The sequence below is a fragment of the Schaalia odontolytica genome (genome assembly GCF_005696695.1).
Classification (GTDB): Bacteria; Actinomycetota; Actinomycetes; order Actinomycetales; family Actinomycetaceae; genus Pauljensenia; species Pauljensenia odontolytica_C.
Map to the genome: position 1 here is coordinate 1,450,205 of NZ_CP040006.1, position 19,334 is coordinate 1,469,538.

Annotated in this window: 15 protein-coding genes; 1 reads left to right on the plus strand and 14 read right to left on the minus strand. The window is 66.9% G+C overall.

The window, feature by feature from the left end; genetic code table 11:
* Positions 1-56 precede the first annotated feature (56 nt).
* From FBF35_RS06370 to FBF35_RS06410, 9 genes are all read right to left on the minus strand, one after another.
* The gene (locus FBF35_RS06370) at positions 57-3,605 is read right to left on the minus strand and encodes an alpha-L-fucosidase (protein ID WP_060567446.1); all 3,549 of its coding nucleotides are present in this window, start codon (positions 3,603-3,605) and stop codon (positions 57-59) included.
* Between the two features lie 253 nt (positions 3,606-3,858).
* A complete protein-coding gene (locus tag FBF35_RS06375) occupies positions 3,859-4,473 on the minus strand; it encodes a response regulator (protein ID WP_060567447.1) in 615 nt (204 codons plus the stop codon).
* 78 nt (positions 4,474-4,551) lie between these two features.
* Positions 4,552-5,274 (minus strand): ribonuclease III, encoded by a 723-nt coding sequence (gene rnc, locus FBF35_RS06380; protein WP_060567448.1) that lies wholly within the window; start codon positions 5,272-5,274, stop codon positions 4,552-4,554.
* Positions 5,274-5,840, minus strand: coding sequence for a YceD family protein (locus FBF35_RS06385; RefSeq protein ID WP_060567449.1), 567 nt, complete (start codon positions 5,838-5,840; stop codon positions 5,274-5,276). Before FBF35_RS06385 ends, rnc begins: the two co-directional genes overlap by 1 nt.
* A complete protein-coding gene (locus FBF35_RS06390; RefSeq protein ID WP_034464377.1) occupies positions 5,833-6,543 on the minus strand; it encodes a hypothetical protein in 711 nt (236 codons plus the stop codon). The genes FBF35_RS06385 and FBF35_RS06390 overlap by 8 nt, the downstream gene beginning before the upstream one ends.
* Before the next feature lie 30 nt (positions 6,544-6,573).
* Positions 6,574-7,044, minus strand: a complete 471-nt coding sequence (gene coaD / locus FBF35_RS06395; RefSeq protein WP_060567450.1) for a pantetheine-phosphate adenylyltransferase — start codon at positions 7,042-7,044, stop codon at positions 6,574-6,576.
* Positions 7,044-7,679: a 16S rRNA (guanine(966)-N(2))-methyltransferase RsmD gene (gene rsmD / locus FBF35_RS06400; RefSeq protein ID WP_060567451.1), complete on the minus strand. Its 636-nt coding sequence runs from the start codon at positions 7,677-7,679 to the stop codon at positions 7,044-7,046. Before rsmD ends, coaD begins: the two co-directional genes overlap by 1 nt.
* A gap of 23 nt (positions 7,680-7,702) precedes the next feature.
* Positions 7,703-9,850, minus strand: a complete 2,148-nt coding sequence (locus tag FBF35_RS06405) for an ATP-dependent DNA helicase RecG (protein WP_082632902.1) — start codon at positions 9,848-9,850, stop codon at positions 7,703-7,705.
* On the minus strand, positions 9,838-11,451 hold the full coding sequence (locus FBF35_RS06410) for a DAK2 domain-containing protein (protein ID WP_060567452.1): 1,614 nt from the start codon (positions 11,449-11,451) through the stop codon (positions 9,838-9,840). Before FBF35_RS06410 ends, FBF35_RS06405 begins: the two co-directional genes overlap by 13 nt.
* A gap of 202 nt (positions 11,452-11,653) precedes the next feature.
* On the opposite strand from FBF35_RS06410, the gene rpmB reads away from it, so the two are divergent.
* Positions 11,654-11,845, plus strand: coding sequence for a 50S ribosomal protein L28 (rpmB, locus tag FBF35_RS06415; protein WP_003792657.1), 192 nt, complete (start codon positions 11,654-11,656; stop codon positions 11,843-11,845).
* Between the two features lie 183 nt (positions 11,846-12,028).
* Here the strand turns inward: rpmB and FBF35_RS06420 are convergent, their stop codons facing one another.
* The 5 genes from FBF35_RS06420 to thiL form a co-directional block, all read right to left on the minus strand.
* Complete coding sequence (locus FBF35_RS06420) at positions 12,029-15,592, minus strand: proline dehydrogenase family protein (RefSeq protein ID WP_060567453.1); 3,564 nt, start codon at positions 15,590-15,592, stop codon at positions 12,029-12,031.
* Positions 15,593-15,861: 269 nt separating this feature from the next.
* Positions 15,862-16,512, minus strand: coding sequence for a TetR/AcrR family transcriptional regulator (locus tag FBF35_RS06425; protein ID WP_060567454.1), 651 nt, complete (start codon positions 16,510-16,512; stop codon positions 15,862-15,864).
* A gap of 136 nt (positions 16,513-16,648) precedes the next feature.
* Positions 16,649-17,806, minus strand: a complete 1,158-nt coding sequence (locus FBF35_RS06430; protein WP_241772581.1) for a hypothetical protein — start codon at positions 17,804-17,806, stop codon at positions 16,649-16,651.
* A 233-nt stretch (positions 17,807-18,039) separates the two neighbouring features.
* Positions 18,040-18,231 carry a hypothetical protein gene (locus tag FBF35_RS06435; RefSeq protein ID WP_187348940.1) on the minus strand — a complete coding sequence of 64 codons (192 nt, stop codon included), beginning with the start codon at positions 18,229-18,231 and terminating at the stop codon, positions 18,040-18,042.
* Between the two features lie 80 nt (positions 18,232-18,311).
* Positions 18,312-19,307, minus strand: coding sequence for a thiamine-phosphate kinase (thiL, locus tag FBF35_RS06440; protein WP_060567456.1), 996 nt, complete (start codon positions 19,305-19,307; stop codon positions 18,312-18,314).
* Positions 19,308-19,334: the final 27 nt, after the last annotated feature.

Consider the following 19,334-nt stretch of genomic DNA (forward strand, 5'->3'; position numbering starts at 1 on the left):
CTCCACCCCCACCGCGTGCGGACGGGAGTTGTTATCTCCCGGCTCTCAGCTGAGCATCAGCCCAGCCAGCGTCCGTCACTGCCGAAGGTGTACCAGCGCCACCCAATCCAGTGGCCGCCCGTGTACATGTCGCCTCCGGTCCCGAAGTAGTACCAGGCGCCGCCGATCTGCTGCCATCCGGTGGCCATCTGGCCCGAGGCACCGAAGTAGTACCAGGTACTTCCCAGCGGCTTCCATCCGATCGTCATGGCGCCACTGTCGCTCATCAGGTACCAGTGCGAGCCCATCTGAAGCCAGCCGGTGTGCATCGCGCCGGACGGATCCAGGTAGTACCACGCGCCGCCCGTGTAGAGCCAGCCGGTCATCATGACACCGTTAGAGGCGAAGAAGAACCACTTGTCTCCCACCATCTGCCAGCCGGTGACCATCACGCCAGTCTCTGGCGTCAGGTAGAACCACGAGCCACCCAGGTTGACCCATCCGGTGACCTGCGCTCCAGCGCCGTTGTGGTAGCGCCACGCGCCATCCCAGTAGACCCAGCCGGTGAGCATGTAGCCGTTCTGGTCGAAGCGGTACACGTTGCCACCGAGCGTGAGGGTCTCGTTCTTGGCGTAGCCGCCGGCGCTGATCTTCCACCACCAGCCGGCGCCGTCGTTCATCCAGGTGCCCACCGTGTGATCGGGAGCGGGTGCAGGATCCGGGGTCGGATCAGGCGTGGGGGCGGGATCCGGGGTCGGATCCGGGCTGGGCTCGGGCTCGGGTGCCGGCTCCTCGGCCAGGGCGAGGGTCACGAGACCCGATTCAGCGAACCCGGCCTCGTTCATGGCCATGACGCGGATGACCGAGCCGTTGTTCTCTCCGTCGATCGTGAGGGTCAGCTCGGGGCCGTTCTCCTCTTCGACGATGGCCCACGAGTCGGTGCCCTCGCGCTTGATCTGCCAGAACAGGGTCGGGGTGGGCTTGCCGCTCGCCTCGGCCTTGATCGTGACCTGCGTGCCTTCCTTCGCCGTCACGGTGCGGAAGGCGCCATCGCCGGAGATCTGTGCGTCTTCGGCGGGGTTGGCGGTGACGGTCAGCGGCTTGATGACCGGGGGTTCCTGATCGCCGGGATCCGGGGTCGGTGCAGCAGCCGCGAAGGCCTCGACCTCCGCGAGCGCGAACTCGCCGAACTCAGTGGGCTGGATGACGCGGATGAAGCGAGCATCGAAGCCCTCGAAGTCGACCGCGCTCGGGCGGCCGCCGACTCCGTCGACCTTGATCATATGGACGCCGTCAACAGCGCCGGCCGTGGCGGGGTTGAAGGAAGCGTCGAGGCGCGTCTCGGAGGCGACGACCCAGAAGTCGTGCAGGCGCTGGTCGCAGGAGATTCCCTGGCAGTTGTCAGAGGAGGAGCGGTTCCAGACGTTGACGACACCCAGGGGGTGGGTTTCGCCGAGGTCGACCTCCCACCAGGGGTTGGCCTGCTTGCCGGTGTGGGCGACCGAGCCGTTGTCCCACACGCCGTCCGTGTTGCCATCGACGGCGCGCGAAGCGGTACCGCCCCAGCCGGTCGAAGACATGGTGGCCGTCTTGTTGAGTGCGAGGTTGTCGCTGCCCTTGGTGACGGTCAGGGTCGCACGCTGGGAGGTCGTGGAGCCGTTGGCGTTCGTGGCGACGGCGTAGAACTGCGCGCCGTCATCCTCGAGCGTCGTGGTCAGGGTGTACATGGCGTTCGTAGCGTCCGGAATCGCCGTTCCTTCGCTTGCGCCCTTGGGGACGCGGTACCACTGGATGGTGGCGGCCGGTCGGCCCGAGGCGACGACGGTGAAGGTGGCGCTCTCCCCCGCCTTGACGGAGACCGAGGAGGGGTTCGTGGCGATGACGGGCGGCTGGGTGGCCGCGTTCTCGCCGTAAACGTGCAGGGTCGCGCTCACGGAGCGCAGGCCGATCGGGTTGGCGTAGTAGGAGGGGTGTGCCAGTTCGAGGCGCATGGGCGTGACCTTGCCGGGCTCGAGGCTGAGGCCCTCGCCGACTTCGCCGGCCTCAATCTGCGCGCCGGTCACCTCGATGGAGGTGGTCCCGAGGGTGATCTTGTAGGTCGTGGAGGCGTCGAAGTTGCCCGAGAACTTCAGGGCGAGGTCGGTGATGGCCTTGTCCGTCTTGTTCACGAGGTAGGCGTCGTAGGCCTGTGCGCCGGAGTAGCGCAGTGCGGAGGCGCGTCCGAAGAACTGCTCCGAGGAGATGGTCGCGCCGTCGACGGCGGTGACCGTCTGCGTGGGCACATAGGTGGGTGCGGCATCGAAGCTGACCTTGACGACGGGGCGCAGGTTCGGCTCCGGGTTCTCACCCGACATGGTCACCGTGAGCGTGGTGCCGTCCTGAGTGAACTCGAGGGAGCGGTCGGTGCCATCAACGGTCACACCGGTGACGTGGCCACCGACGCTGGGAAGCGTCAGCGTCTTGCCGGGGCTCCACAGCTCGGGGAAGAAGTACAGGTCGTTGCCCTTGGTCATGACCTTGCCCCAGGCGGGGGCGGGGTACCACGTCGGGCGAGCTCCCGTAATGGCGTCGGGGTGACGCTGCATCCACTGGCCGACCTCGGTGACGACGCCGGCGTCGAAGGCCTCGATCGTGCCGTCCCCCTTGGGGCCGATGTTGTAGGCGAACTGGCCGCCCGAGGCGACCGTGCCGATGAGGTTGTTGACCAGCTCGCGTTCCTTGTAGCTCTTCGCGCTATCGTCGCGGTTCGCCCACGAGCAATATCCCCAGCATGCGGGGTAGATCGAGCGAATCGACTCCCAGGGACCCATGTGGAAGTCCGTGGTCACCGAGTTGTCGCCGCCGACCTCGAAGTCGCCGGCCTTGTTCCACACGCGCGAGTTGACCATCGTCTCGGGCTGGAGCTCGTGGACCCACTGAGCCATGCGCTGAGACTGCTCGGCGGTGGGGCCGCCCATGTCGAACCACAGCTCGGCGATCGGGCCGTAGTTGGTGAGGAGCTCGGTCAGCTGGGGCTTGATGACGGTTGTCATCAGGTCCTCATCGATGGGGTTGACGTTGCCGTAGGGCTCGGGGGTCTGCTTGGTCCAGTCGATGATCGAGAAGTAGAAGGCGAGCTTGACGCCGAGCTTGTTGCACTCGGTGGACAGCTCCTTCATCGGATCCTTGCCGTAGTTGGACTGCTTGACGATGTTGTAGTCGGTCGTCTTCGTGTCCCACATGGCGAAGCCGTCGTGGTGCTTCGACGTAATCATCAGGTACTTCATACCCGAGTCGTGGACCGTCTTGCAGATGGCGGAGGCATCGAAGTTCGCGGCCAGATCCTTGGCCTTGAGCAGGTAGTCGTCGGTGGGGATGTTCTCCCAGGCCTTGATCTGCTCGGGGTAGCCCATGCCCTGGCGGTGGCCGTTGTAGTAGCCGCCGTAGACGGAGTAGACGCCGAAGTGCATGAACATGCCGTACTGGAGTTCTTGCCACTTGGCGATCTTGGGGGTGGAGCTCAGTGGTACCGCTGCGGGGACGCCGGTAGGCGCTGGTGCTGCGTCAGCAAAACTGGGGGCGCTCATGGGTGCGAGCACCAGTGCCGTAGCGACCGCACAACCGGCAAGCATTCGCTTGAGGTTCACGGGGTGTCCTTTCAAGGGGTAATGGTGGACGACAGTGTCCGTCCTCAACGGTGAGGATGAGGCGAACGTTACCCCACAGGGCTTTTCCATAAACCAGTTTGATAGTAGCTTTCTCACAAATCAGGGATACCCCCGATTAGCACACAACTAGACGCGCGGGAAATAAGCCGAACGCGGCACACAAAAGCCGAGCGGGCCGGATAATTCCGACCCGCTCGTGTTCGTCTCGCCCCATCCAGGACGAGGCAGTGGCTCAGTTGCGCCAGGACGCCGCCCTCTGCCCGGCCACCCACGCGGCCACCTGCGTGCGGCGCTGCAGGCCCATCTTCGACAGCAGAGAGGTGATGTGGTTCTTCACGGTCTTTTCCGCGACACCCAGCTTCTCGCCGATCTCGCGGTTCGACAGGCCATCGCCGATCAGGTCCAGGACCTTGCGCTCCGACGGCGTCAGGTCGGCGGTCGGATCCTCGTGATCGACGCGGCGACGCGTCAGAGTGCGCTCGTCGAGCAGCACGCGACCGTCAGCGACCGCCTTGATCACGTCGGTGATTTCCGCGCCGCGCACGGTCTTGAGGATGTACGCACGGGCACCCGCTTCGAGGGACTCAGCCAGGGCCTCGTCGTCGTCGAAGGAGGTAAGCACGACGGGGAGGATCTGCGGGTGGGAGGAACGCAGTCGATTCATGATGTCGATACCGGTGCCGTCGGGCAGCTGCAGGTCCACCAGGATCACGTCGGGACGCACCAGGTCGGCGCGACGCACGGCATCAGCAACGGAGCCGGCCTCGGCGACAACCTCGAGGTCGTCGTCGCGGTCGACGATCTCGGCAATGCCACGTCGAACGATCTCGTGGTCGTCAATGATCATGACGCGCGTACGCGCAGACGTATTTTCACTCACGTGTCGATTCTAACCGTCGGGAGGGCAAACGCCCTCGTGTACTTACTACTTCTCGGGAGACAGGCGGCTCATCGCATCCTGCGCGGCCGCGTTCTCCGCGTGCTTCTTCGACGAGGCCTGCCCCGAGCCGATCGGATCGGGGCGCGCGGAGACGAAAGCGCGGGCCGTGAACACGCGCTGATGATCCGGCCCCTCCCCCTCGACCTCGTAGGAGACCTCGCCCAGGCCCTGAGCCTGCGCGTATTCGATAAGGATCGTCTTCCAGTCCTGGTGCTGGCCGCGCGAGGGGGCGTCCACCAGGAGGAAGCTCAGGCGCTCAAGGATGACCCGGCGCGCCTCTTCCAGGCCGCTGGTCAGATAGGTCGCGCCGATGAGAGCCTCGAAGGTGTCGGACAGGATCGAATCCTTATCGCGTCCGCCGTGCATCGACTCGCCCTTGCCCAGGAACACGAAGTCACCCAGGCCGATGCGGCGGGCGGCGGCAGCCAGGGGCTGCTGGGAAACGGTCGCGGCACGCATACGCGATAGGTCCGACTCTGCCACGTCCGGGTACTCCTCGTAGAGCTTCTGCGCGATCACGATCGACAGGACCGAGTCGCCCAGAAACTCGAGGCGCTCGTTATTCGCGATGCCCCCGGCCTCGTTCGCGTAGGAGCGGTGCACGAGCGCCAGCTGCAGGAGTGGGGCGTCGATGCGGGTCCCCCACGCCTCCACCAGCGCCTCCGTGTCGGTACGCGGAGGAACGGGCAGGTGCTTGGAACGACTCATCAGGATCGCCCCGGCTCGGCGTCGTCGCCCAGCAGGGAGGCCAGGGATGCCAGGCGCGGGTCGACGACAAAGTGCTCATGGTCGGAAGGCAGATCCGCCCACTTCTCGCCGCAGACGTCGCACAGGCCCGCGCAATCCTCGCTGCACAGCGGGCGCGGATCCACGAGGGGAACGATCGCATCGCGCAGCTGCGTCTCGATGTCGACGGTGTCGCGCTCGCCGATGACGAACAGGTCCTCGACCTCCTCGTCGTCCTCGGAGGGGGTCAGGGCGGGCGCGTCGGCCTCGAAGTAGACCTCCGCGCTGGAGACGTCGTGATGGTCGCGCACCTCGTCGAGGCAGCGCACGCACTCCCCGATGAGATCCACGGAGGTGGCAAGCTGAACGAGCACGCCGTCCTCGACGCTGGTGAAGTCCACCGACACGTCCAGGGGGACGCCGGGGACGGCCGACATGGAGGGTGTGCCCAGGTCGTCGGGGGTCACCCACACGAGGTCCTGGTGCAGCGTCGATCCCAGGGCGCGCGGCAGGCGCGCCAGGGACAGGGTCAGGGAATTGTCACTCATTGGTCAGATCCACATCGGTAACGTCGACGCCGCGGCGCTCCGCGATCGTGCGACGTCCAGCGTCGGTGCGACGCGCGAGGTCGGAGATGAGGTGGGCAAGCTCGTCCAGCGAGGAGGCCACGTAGTCGTCCGCGCCTTCACGCAGGGAGGCTGCCGAGCGCTTGGCCTCGGAGACAATCTCGCGGGCGCGATCCTCGGCCATGCGCACGATGTTCTCGGTGGAGACGATGCGGGCGGCCTGAGCGTTCGCGTCGGCGATCGTGGCCTCGGCATCCGAGCGAGCCTGCGAAACGAGCGCGGTGGCCTCGTCGTTTGCGCGCGAGCGGGTTCGCTCGGCTTCTTCCTCAGCATCGGCGAGGATCTGAGCGGCGCGCTCGTTGGCCTGGTCGAGGGTCGAGGAGGCGCGCGAGTTTGCCTCGGCGATGCGGGTCTCGGCGGCAGAATCGGCGCGTCCCAGGACGGCGTCCGCGTCGGCGACGACGGCATCGGCGGCCACGAGGTCCTCCGGCAGAGCCTCGCGGGCCTGGTCGAGCAGGTCGAGGATCTCGGCCTTGTTGACCATGATCGAGGCCGACAGGGGCACCGCACGCGAAGACTCGACAAGGTCCTCAATCTGGTCGAGGGCGGCGATCACGGTGGAGGGACCGTAGACGGTTTCCTCGTTCCACTCGTCCTGAGTCTGGTTGTCGGTCGTGTCAGCCATGGCTGCCTCCTGCGTTCCACCGGGCATTATTCAGCTTCTATTGTCGGTCAAAAATCGCTCAATCGCTGGAGGGACATACCGAGAAATATCCTTTTTCAGACCCACGAGTTCGCGCACGGCGCTCGACGAGACGTGTGCAAGGCCCGGACGGGTCGGAATCCACCAGGTGTCGACGCCCCCGATCTCACGGTTGAAGACCGCCTGGGGGGCCTCGTAGTCCACGTCGATCGAGGAGCGCACGCCCTTGACGATAAGCGTGGCTCCCAGGCGCGAGGCCTCGTCCATGGTCGCACCCTGCAGGAGGACGACCTCAACGCCGCCGAGGTGGCCGGTGGCCTCCCGGATGAGCCTGACGCGCTCTTCGGGGGCGATCAGGCCGCGCTTGGCGGGGTTCGCTCCGACGCCGATGATGAGGCGGTCGGCGATGGCGCAGACACGCTCGGCGACGTCGAGGTGCCCGTTCGTGAAGGGGTCAAAAGAACCGGGGAACAGAGCGATCATCAGTCTTCCTCCTCCGCGCTCGACGAGGCCTGGGCGGCCTCGAGGGGCTGCGTGCCATCGGCGGATTCGTCCTTGGGCAGGGGCGGACCGGCGAAGTAGGCGACGGTTTCGCCCCAGGTGCGCTGGTCCTCGAGGACGAGGAAATCCGGCCACGTGGGAGCGGGCGCACGCGTGGAGCGTTCGACGACAACGAGGGCATCGGGACCAATCCAGGGGCCGAGGGAGGCCAGTACCGTCGTCATGTCCTCTTCGGCGATGTCGTAGGGCGGGTCGATGAAGACCAGGTCGATGTCTCCCGCGAGCGCTTCCCCGTTGCGCGCTCCCAGGTAGGTGCGCGCGTCGGCGGTGACGACGCGGGCCGGCAGCCCCGTCGAGCGAACGTTCGCGGAGGCGACGCGGGCGGCGGCCGAAGCCTTTTCGACGAGGGTGGCGTGGGCACCTCCGCGCGACAGGGCTTCCAGGCCGAGGGCACCCGTTCCGGCGTAGAGGTCGAGGACGGTCGCCCCGTCCAGCACGTTCATATGGTCCAGGCGCGAAAAGAGAGCCTCGCGAACCCGCTCGGAGGTGGGACGGGTGCCGGACTTGGGCACGGCGAGGGTACGCCCCTTGGCGCTGCCTGCGACGATTCTGGTCATACCCCTACCCTACCGGGCGCACCTCAGGAGCGTTGCATCCACTCGATCTGTCCGTCCGATGCGGCGCGCAGCGCCCGGGCGAGGTCCGGGTGGCGCTCCAGCGTCGGGTCCTGTTCCAGGAGGGTTTCGGCTTCGCCTTTCGCGCGGCGGATGAGCGCCTCGTCGCGGCGCACTGACAGGAAGCGCAGGTGGGTGGCCGTGCCCGACTGGCCGGCTCCAAGCACGTCGCCTTCCTTGCGCAGGCGCAGGTCGGCCTCGGCGAGCTCGAAGCCGTCGGTCGTGTCCGCGAAGGCCTGGAGGCGTGCCCTGCCCGAATCCGTGAGTTCGTGGCGATGCATGGCGATGCACAGCGAGGGCAGGGAGGAGCGTCCGACGCGCCCGCGCAGCTGATGGAGCTGGGCGAGGCCGAATTGTTGGGCGTCGAGGATAACCATGAGGGTCGCCTCCGACACGTCGACGCCGACCTCGATGACGGTTGTGGCGACGAGGAGGGGCGCGCGCCCGGCGGAGAAATCCTCCATGATCTGCGCCTTCACCGGCGAGGGCGTGCGTCCCGTCAGCTCGTGGATTGCGATGCCGGACAGGGCCGGGTGGGAGCGCAGGTACGCGGCGACCTCCTCAACGGAGGCGAGGGGGCGTGCGCCTTCCTCCTCAGCGTCGGCGACGTCATCGGAGGCGTCGATGCGCGGGCACACGACGTAGACACGACGCCCCTGGGCGATCTCCTCTGCGGCCCGTGCCCAGGTGCGCTCCACCCACGCGGCGTTCGCACTGTCGGCGAGGTAGGTGGCCACGGGGGTGCGCCCCGAGGGCATGCCGCTCATACGCGTGTCGTCGAGGTCTCCGAAGACGGTCATGGCGATCGTTCGCGGAATCGGGGTCGCGGTCATGACGAGTTCGTGAACCGCGCGCCCGTCCTCGCGCGCCCCGCGCAGCGCGGCTCGCTGCTCGACGCCGAAGCGATGCTGCTCATCCACGACGACGAGGGCCAGGTCCGCGAAACGCACGCTCTCCTGGAAGAGAGCATGGGTTCCCACGACGATGAGCGGCTCTGCCGCGTTCATCGCGCTTTGAATCTCGCGGCGGGCGGCGGGCGGCGTCGAACCTGTCAGCAGGCGAACGTCCGGGGCGTCCGCCCTCAGGGGCTCCAGGAGCACCCGCAGGGAGGCGGCGTGCTGCTCCGCCAAGACCTCGGTCGGCGCGACGAACGCACCCTGGTGACCGGCGGCGACCACCTGGAGCAGGGCGCTGAGCGCGACGACGGTCTTGCCCGATCCCACATCTCCTTGCAGGAGCCGCTGCATCGGCACCTCGCCGGCCAGGTCGGCCCCGATCTGGGCGACGGCCTCGCGCTGGGAGTCCGTGAGTTCAAAAGGCAACGACGAGCGGAAACGCTCGCACAGCGGCGCGTCGATCGGCGAGGCCAGCGCCGCCACGGCCCGAGCGCCCCTGCGCTGCGCGGCCAGCCCCACCTGGAGGACGAAGGCCTCGGCGAAGGCCAGGGCCTTGCGCGCCTGCTGGTAGTCCTCGTCCGTCTCGGGCTGATGCAGGGCGCGCAGGCACTCGGCGTGGGAGGCGAAACCAGCGCGCTCGCGGACGTCGGCGGGAACCGGGTCGGGCACATCGGCATCGTCCAGGTGGTCCAGCACCATGCCAACTGCTCGGGCAATCGCCCACGAGGCCAGCGATCCGGTCGCCGGGTAGATCGGGATGGGGCGCGAGGCGATGCGCTCGATGTCCTCCCCGTCCACGCCCTCAAAGGAGGGATGGGTGAGTTGCAGCTTGCCGCGGTAGGCCCCGACCTTGCCGGCGAAGAGGAAGGACTGCCCCGGCGTCAGGAGACGTTCAATGGGGGCGAGCTTGTACTGGTTCTTCGCGAAGAAGGTCGCCGACAGGAACTGAACGCCGTCGGTAAGGGTGACTTCCAAGCGCACGCCCGAGCCGGATCGGTTGGCGACCAGGTGTGCTCCGGCGACCTCGGCGAGGATCGTCACGTCCTCGCCTACGCGCAGGGAGGCCAGCGGCGTGAGGCGACCCCAGTGGTAGTAGCGCCGCGGCGCGACCAGCAGCAGGTCACCAACCGTCGCCACACCCGCCCCCTCGAGGGCCTTCGCCGTCTTTTTCGGCAGGCGCAGGGACAGGGGGACGTCGAGTGCGCTCACGAGGCGCACCCCGCGACCAGGCTCGGCCCGCTTTGCCCGCCGTCCCAGGTCTCCAGGTCGATCGTCGACGACGCGTCGCGCGTGGAGAGCAGCTGGCGAACGGTGGCCACGGTGTAGGGGCCGTCGTCGTCGCGCGAAATAAGGAGGCGCCAGGAATCACCGCCACTGCGTGAGGCCTCGGCCAGGGCCTCGGCGATGCCCTCCGGGTCGCCGCCAGGGGGCAGCGGGGCGCTCGCGCACGAGGCGAGGGCGTCGTGTGCGCCGTCGCGTAGCATACGCGCCAGCGTCGGAGCGGCCTCAACACCACCCGGCTGGGGCACGAACAGCGGGGCGCAGGCTCGCGCGACGGCAAGGACGTCGAGGTCATCGCGACTACCCGCACGCAAAATCGCCGGAACACCCGGGGCGGGCGAGGGCAGCACCGAGGCCACGGTACCGACCAGGGAGGCACTGGCCTCGTCGCACGTGGCTACGAGGGTCACGCCCGTGCGCGAGGTAGCCGCCGACACGATGCCCGCAGCGTCCCCAGAGCTCAGGTCCAAGAACACGACCGCTCCTGCGCGCGCGAGATCTTCGACGAGGCCGGGGGCACTGGTGCAGGCGATGACGCGGGCACGCTCGACGCGGCGCATCGGGCGGCGCTGCAGCAGGCGCACGCCGCGGTGGCTCAGGCCCTCGTCGGCCAGCTCATCGATACCGATCTGCGCGTCCGGGCGGGCGTCGCAGACCTGGAAGCGAATGACCTGCCCCGAAGTAGGGTGCGCGGCCAGCGGCGCGGAGGTGTCGACGTGCAGCCTCCACTCCCCCATGCCAAAGAGATCAACCCTGCCCACGTAGGACAGGCGCGCCCCCAGACCACCGAGGCGCGCGAGCAGCGCATCCAGGTCCTCCTGGGTTCCCTCCAGGATGATGTCGACCGTGAAGTCGCGGCCGGGCGGAGGGGAGGCAGCCTCGGGCGCACGCGAATGGCGCTCGGCAAGGTCGGCCAGCATGGCGGTGAACGACTGAAGGATTCCGGCGTCGCCTCGCATCGAAGCGTCGATGCAGGCCAGGACCAGGGCGATGAAAGCACCACCGGGGTCGATACGCCCCGTCGCCTCGTTCGTCGCCTCAACGAGGCCGATCTGCGCCTGCGAAGAGAAACGAGAGAAAACGTCGTCAACCTCCGGGAGCGTCGCCCCCAGGTCCTGAAGTTCGCGCACCGCACCGCCGAGCATTTCCACGAGGGCGTCGGACCACTCGATGGAGGAGGCCACGGGGCTCAGGGATACGGCGAGCATGCGACGCAGGACGAGAGGCGTGACATGGTGTTCGTCCCCGAGAGCGCCGGCCCACGCCTCGAAAAGAGCTCCGAGGGCCATGCCGCTGTGTCCAAGGCCGCGGCGGATAATCGTCTCCACGGCCGCTTCAAGCGCGTCGCGCAGGTGAGCACGCGGGTCCAGGGAGTCCATAGCGGCCTCGAGCGCAGCCATCGTCGCCGCACCATTCGAGCCCGTGTCGCAGTCCGCCCCGTCCCATCCGTCCAGGTCATCGAGGAAGGGCGCGAGCCTGGCGGCTTCCTCAGCCCCAGCGCGACACGCCTCGATGATGACAGACGCATTCAGTTCCATGACTCCCCTTTCAGCCCCCTCCCATTGTCCCTGCGCGGCTCGGTGTGTGCGACCTGACACGACCCAGATCGGCTGCGACTTGTTGAAAGCGTGGTTCGTCCGCTATTCTGTCATGGTTGCCTTCGGTTCAAGCACCGAAGGATGCGTTCTCCGCAAGCGCGGAGACAAAGACTGAACTGGAAGACATACCGAGGAGAACATCGTGGCTGCCGTTTGTGACGTGTGCGGTAAGGGACCCGGCTTCGGCAAGAGCGTGTCGCACTCGCACGTTCGCACCAACCGCCGGTGGAATCCGAACATTCAGCGCGTTCGCGCCCTTGTCAATGGGACGCCCAAGCGCCTGAACGTCTGCACCAAGTGCCTGAAGTCCGACAAGGTCGCCCGCGCGATCTGAGTCGACACTGACGTAACGCCGGAGGGACGAGCCAAAAGGCTCGCCCCTCCGGCGTTTATTTCATCTACTCCCCCATTACTTGCGCCCCGAGCGCGTATGGGTCAGCGCCCGCGACTTCTCGTCGCGGGCGCTGACCCATACCTTGTGTGTCTGGATTCCCCGTCCACTCTCAGGAGGCGAGGCTCAGAGGAGATCCGCGGCCAGGTCGAGCGGGGTTCCGAAACGGTGGTTCGTGATCGACACTGCCTGCTCGCGCAGGAACGGCAGCAGCTCCGAGTGCGGCCAGGCCGTGACGGCACCCGTGTACAGGGCGACGTCGGGGCTGCCACCGCTCGCGCGGGTTGCGTCCGCCCAGCGCTGCTGCGAGCTTTCATCGCGCGGCCCCAGGACACGCACGCGCATGCCCAGGCCACCGGAGTTCGCCACCATCGCCAGGCGAGAATCCCACGAGGGCGCGTCTTCGACCGTCACCTCGATATCCCAGCCCTCCAGCAGCTCCCGGATGGTAGCCGGAAGCTCATCGGCAACGGATAGCCCGATGGGGCCACCCGCGAGGACGCCCGCTGCCAGCACACGCACGGTGTCGGCGAGGGCAGTCCCACTCCCGGCGCGCACGAGGACCGGCGTGGAACGGTAACGCAGGACATTGCGCTCGCAGGCCATGCCGGTAACGTCGCGGTTGGCTCCGTAATCGGATGCCCAGGCAGCGCCATCGGCGGCGACGGCACGGCTCAGTTCGGCCGCATCGTCCGCGCTCAGGAAAGGACCAGCCGCACGACACAGGGCGAGCACACTCGGATCGAGCGTCTCCACGGAATGACTGGACTCCCCCGCCATCGCATCGCGGTCGGGCACGACCTCGCCCAGACCCAGCAGGTAGGAGGGACCGCCAGCCTTCGTCGTTGACCCGATCGCGGAGCGCTTCCAGCCGCCGAAAGGCTGACGGCGAACGATCGCGCCGGTAATCCCGCGGTTGACGTAGAGATTGCCGGCCTCGATGCCCTCCAGCCAGGCCGCCAACTCAGCCGTGTCGAGAGTATGGAGGCCAGAGGTCAGTCCGTAGTCGACCTCGTTGACGGCCTCGATCGCGTCCTCGAGGGTGTCGACGCGCATGACGCCGAGGACCGGCGCGAAGTACTCGGTCAGGTGGAACTCACTGCCGGGCACCACGCCCGCGCGGATGCCCGGGGTCCACAGCCCATCACCCAGGTACCGGGGCTTGAGCACCCAGTGCTCGCCCTCTCCCAGGGTGGTCAGGCCTCGCACGGCCTTCTCGTCGTCGGGGACGACAACCGGGCCGACCTGCGAGTCCAAGGATGCCGGCAGGCCCACGCGCAGCGAGGCGGCCGCATCCACGAGCTGGCGAGCGATACGGCTCGAGCGCCCCGCAGATCCGACGAGGATCAGCAGCGAGGACGCCGAGCACTTTTGTCCCGCGTGCGCGAAGGCCGAATGAACGATGTCGCGCACCGCCAGATCGGGGTCAGCGGACGGCGTGACGATGATGGCGTTCTTGCCGCTCGTCTCGCCCAGCAAGTGCATGTCGGGCTTCCACGAACGGAAGAGGCGGGCCGTGTCGTACGAGCCCGTCAAGACAACGCGATCAACCCCCTCATGCGTCACCAGGTAGCGCGATACGTCGCCGTCCTCGAGCGGGGCGAGTGCGACCAGCTCGCGGGGAACCCCCGCCTCGTGGAAAGCCGCGACGAGTTCCGCGGCGCAACGCTTGGCCGGCGGGGCCGGCTTGAGGATCACCGCACTGCCCGCCGCCAGAGCGGCAGCGACGCCGCCCACGGGAATAGCCACGGGGAAGTTCCAGGGCGAGGCAACGACGGTGACGTTCACGGGTACGAATCGGGCACCCGCCATATAGGTCTCATCGGAGAGCTGCAACGAGGCCTCCGCGTAGTGATGACAGAAGTCGATCGCCTCGCTCACCTCGGGATCAGCCTGATCAATGGTCTTGCCAGCCTCAGATCCGGCGACCTCGATGAGCTCGCCCCGGCGCGCGGCGAGGACATCGCCGACGCGATGCAGCGCAGCTGCGCGCTCCTCGGGGTCCAGGGCCTGCCAGGCATGCGCCGCCTTGGTACTCGCCTCGACGAGGGCGTCGACCGCCTCGTGTGTGGCCAGGGCCTGCGCGCCGGCACGCACGGCTTCCACACCTCGCGTCGAGGCGGGGATGGCCGCAGAAATCTCGCGGGCCCACTGGCGATTGGCCGCCAGGGCGGGATCTGAATCCGGTTCGGAGACAAAGGGACGACGCGCGCGCTCGGCGAGGGTCCCCTGCTCAGCCGGAACCCCGGCCTCGCGCTCGGCCAGACGATCCTGGACGCGGTTGGGAACCGGCAAGGGGGCGTCCGGATCAACGTCGGAGAGCGCGGCGAGGAAACGGTCGCGTTCCCGGGCGAAGACGTCCTCATTCGTGGCGATGTCGAAGACCCCGGACATGAAGTTCTCAGGTGCGGCGTTCTCCTCGAGGCGGCGCACCAGGTAGGAGATGGCGACGTCAAACTCTCGGGGGTTGACGACCGGGACGTACAGGAGCAGGGAGCCGACATCGCGACGCACGACCTCTTGAATGCCGGTGGCCATGCCGGAGAGCATCTCGAACTCGACGCTGTCCTCGACGCCGCGCGCTGCCCGCAGCTCGTAGGCGAACGCAATATCGAAGACGTTCTGTCCGGCCACTCCCAAGCGAATCGCCCGGGTGCGCTCGGGCGTCATCGCCCAGTTCAGCATGCGCTTGTAGTTGGTGTCGGTGGCCTGCTTGGACGGCCAGGTCGTCAGCTCCCAGCCGTGAATCTCGGCATCCACCCTCTCCATGGACAGGTTCGCGCCCTTCACGATGCGGACCTTGATGCGCGAACCCCCCGCGTCCACGCGTGCGCGCGCCCACTCCTGGAGACGCTGAAGCGCACCGAGCGAATCGGGCAGGTAGGCCTGGAGGACGATGCCAGCCTCGTAGCCGCGCATATCCGGCTGGTCGAGGATGGCGGTGAACACCGCGATCGTCAGGTCGAGGTCCTTGTAGTCCTCCATGTCGAGGTTGAGGAAGGTCCCGTGATCGCGAGCAAGGCGGTAGAGGGGCAGGAGCGCGCTCACGCCGTGGTCGACAACCTCCTCGAAGCCCCACGGGTTGTGGGGGCCTGTCACCGCGGAGACCTTGATGGACACGTAGTCGACATCCTCGCGGGTCACGAGGCGCGAGACCTCGGCCAGGCGGTGAGACGCTTCCTTCTCGCCGAGAACCGCCTCTCCGAGGAGGTTCACGTTCAGGCGGTGGCCGCCCTGACGCAGGCGGGCGAGCGCGGGCCCCAGGCCCTTGTCGGTTGCATCGACGACGAGGTCACCGACGATCTCGCGGAATACACGTCGGGCCACCGCCGTCACCGTGCGCGGGGCGAGGAGCGATGCTGTCGAGCCGAGGCCCATCGCCGCAGCCAGGGCCGGGGGCAGGAAGTTTTTACGCCCTGCCGACAGGCGTTTCATGGCTGCGCTGGCTACGTCCAGGTCCGCGGGGCGCACGACATCATCGACGAATCGGGTCGTGAAGGTGAGTCCGTCCGGATCGGCGAGGATACGAGACAGGAGTTTGGCCGACTGGGGCGTAGGCTCATGGGCCGACTCGTCGGCCCAGCGGCGGGCTCGAATGATCGCCCGCTCCCCCAAGGCCCATAGGTCGTCGGGGCAGCGTCGAGCGCTGGCATCGTGGTGGGACGGGGTGGGAACAGCGGCGTTCGCCATGCGTAGACCTCCAGGCGTGGATGAGCGACGGATTCTCAGCCTCGCGCGGAGCATCAACGCTGGACACGCTCGGCAAAACTCCCGACGTTGTGAAGGATGCTGGTTTGTCCATCGTAACGCGCATAAGGCTCACCTGTGCGGGCATCGCAAGACGACGCGACGATCAAGCAAGGGACCTAAGCCCCAAAACGCAAGAAACGCCCACAAAGTCAGATATCAAGTGTCGCTTCTCACACACGAGCCGTGGCCCTGCACGGCGACACCCCGCCTCACTCGGGGCGAACGAGCCACCGCTCCTTCATGTCGACGGCGACACCAGCCATGACCTCGTGCATATTGAGCGCACGGCCACCGTCCGCGCGCGAGCAGAGCCACTGGACCTGGAGCCCATCCGATATCGCAACGAGGCGGCGCGCGATCTGCTCACTCGGAGCGTCCTCACGCACCTCGCCCGTGGTCTTGCCATGCTCGAAAGCCTCAACGAGGTAGGAAATCGCACCGATCAGGTGCTCGCGGAACCACGGATGCGCCTGGTGCTTCGAATCAATGACGGCAGCCGACATCGCCGTGTAGAGCGCCACTCCGTCGGGATGGCGCTGATTGTGTGCCACCATGTCCACCCAGGCATCCAGCGCGGCCTCGGCCCCCTCCTCGGGGCGCGGGAGTCGGCTGACAATGCGGCGATCACGCTCGTCCAGGACGGCCGCGAGCAGCTGATCCTTCGAGGAGTAGTGATGCAGGAGCCCCGCCTTCGAAATATCTGAGGCACGCGCGATGTCTGCAAGCGAGGTTGCCACGTAGCCCTGCGTCGAGAAAAGGGTGAGTGCCTCCGACAGGATGCGTGCCTTCTTATCCTCGCTACCGGCTTTCGGACGGCCGGGCCGACGGGTGCTCGTTGCCTTAGTAGCATCGTTGCTCATGCGGGCTGCTCCATGTTCGGTGTGACAGAGTTACCAACAACCCATCATAGCGCGCAACCGTTTATGCGCCACCGGGTATGCGAACTTCTTTCGTCAAGTCCGCATACCCGGTGCATCAATGGCGTGATTCGGGGCCTTAGTAGCCGAATCGAACCTCGAACTGGGGCTTGCCCGAAGCGTCCAACTCGAGCTTGCCATCCTTATCGGTCTTCACGGTCGCGGTCACCCGGGACGTCACGTCACGCTGCTTGTCCCAGCTCTCCATGCCCTGGATCGTGAACGTTGCCTCGCCGGTATAGACACCGCCTTCATCCGTCGTCGCCTTCATGGCCGTGGGCATCGTCTTGACCTGCAGGAGGGCCAGGGTCCGGGACTGAACCGCGCTCGGGCAGGCGGTGTCAATGTTGCCCGGGACGGTCGCGCACGAGTTCGTGAGCGCAGCCGCAGCATCGAGCGCGGCGGCAGCCATCTTGTCGTTGTAGGTACCCTTCAGCTCGACCGTTCCACCGTAGTAGGAGCTGTCGTAACCCGTTGCTGCCTTGACCGAAATGGTCTTGGGCGCAGCATCGATGTACTCGCCCGTCTCCTCCGGGGTGAACGTGTAGACGCCCGGGTAGAGCACGATGGAGCTACTCGGGGCTTCCTTCAGCGTCGCGACCGACATCTTTTCGCCGCCGATCGAGAAGTGCGTGACGTTGTCTGCCTGCACATCCACGCGAGCGACCATCGCATCCTGGATCTTCCAGTTCTTCAGCAGCCCAAAGGTCTTCTTCGCTTCACTGACGCGGAAGGATCGGGTGAAGCGTTCGCCGTCGAGGCGCATCGTCGCCGTCACCACCCGTTCCTTCGAGTGCTCCGCATCATCCACGGTCACGTCCTCAACCTCAATGCGGGCGCTCGACGAGGCCATGACCTCGTCGGAGAGGAAACCGCGCTGATCGTTGGGCAGCCCCGGATCGACCATCGCAGTCGCAGCGGCGGCCTTGCCGTCCGCGAGCAGATCAAGATACTGGCGAACCTGCGCCTCGGGCGTGCGCGTCCAGTTCGCGATCGCCAAGGCGACGGTTGCGACAACCCCGAGCACAACGAGGGCCACAACGCCGACGACGATGCGCTTGATGCGACGGCGGCTCTTATCCGACATCGGCGTAAAGGTCACGCCCGCCTGCGGGACTGCGACAGCCGGAGCAACCACATTCTGGGGGATCGGAGCGGGCGGAGGCGTCGGGCTCTGGGAAGGGGCCGGGGGCGGGGGCACCGCACCCTGATTCGCATCGTAGTGCTGCTCAGACATCTCTCAATCCTCACTGTTGTACGCGCCGATGGGGAGGCGCTGCGGTGCCGCTGCTGAGGTTGGCCACACCGAAACCGCTAAATTTTCTCACACGGTATTTTCTTCATCAAATAAACAATTGCGGCCGCCATATGCTGGACGATCACGCCGCACACCACTTCTACGGTGCGACCGTCGCAAACATGCGGACGTACCACATACTGCTTCCCAGTGAGGCAAGACGCTGACCGGCGTCAGGCGTCGACGTCAGTCTCCGCATCGACGACGGGCAGGGCCTTCGTCGGCGGAACGCATGCGTCACCCTGCAGCGCGGGCAGGGACAGTCCGGCTGTCGCCGGAATCTCCTCCGACGACTCCGCGAGCTTGCGCGCCACGCGCGACATCGGTCGAGACGAGGCCGGGGTGCCCTCAGTCAACGCGGTCATCCTGATGTACTCCAATCGTTGGTCGTCACGCCGCTTCACTTCCCCGTCTACAAACAAAGACTCCGGCGGCCCACATCACACTAGTCTACGGAATCGGCAGAGAAATGATCCCACGCCCCGCGCAGGACCGCCCCATCCATCATCGCCTGCGGCTCCTCATCGGGCAGGCACGCTCGCACCGCGCCGACAACGCGGAATCCCTCGGGCAGCTGCGCATCCGGCGGAAAAACGGCGATCATCCCGTGTTCCTCTCCCCCTTGCAGGACCCACCGCACCGGATCGACCGCGCAGACGCGGGCGGCGGGAGCCAGCCGGCTCGCCTCCGCCTCGATGGCGTCTCGATCGAACTCGATGACGACACTCGAGGCCTTGGCAATGCGCGCCGCGTCAGTTGCGGGCCCATCCGACAGGTCCATCATGGCGCGAGCGCCCGCAGCCGCAGCGGCCACGCCGGAGCCCAGCGGAGGCCTCGGCGCACGGTACGTCTCAATGAAAGGTGCCAGATCGCCCAGCTGCTCAACTCCACGCGACGAGGCATCGACGTACCCACCTTCCAGGAGATCGAGGCCGGCGTAGGAGTATCCGAGGGTGCCGCTGACCGCCACGACATCTCCGGGGCGCGCGCCGTCACGGCGCACCACCGGACCCGGGCAATAGCCGAAGGCCGTGATCGAAATGACGAGCTTCTCCCCCGCGCTCAGATCGCCGCCAACCACACCAGCTCCAACCTCGCGCGCGCGGTCCCCCAGGCCTCGGACAACATCCAGGAAGACGTCCGCGTCCATGTCGCGCGGCGCCACCACCGAGGCAACGAGCGCCGAGGGGCGTCCTCCCATCGCATCGATATCCGCGAGGTTCTGGGCGGCAACGCGGGCACCGACCTCGTAACCGGTCGACCACGACAGGTGGAAATGCTGGTCCTCCACCATGACGTCCGTCGTCACGATAAATGATCCTTCGGGAGCCGCGACCTGGGCGCAGTCGTCACCAATACCGATCATAGTGCGCTCGCCGCGCGGGAAAGACTCGCGGAAATGAGACACCAACTGTGCCTCGGACAGCTCAGCTAACTTCATAGGAACCAGACTAGTCGCGGGCGCAGC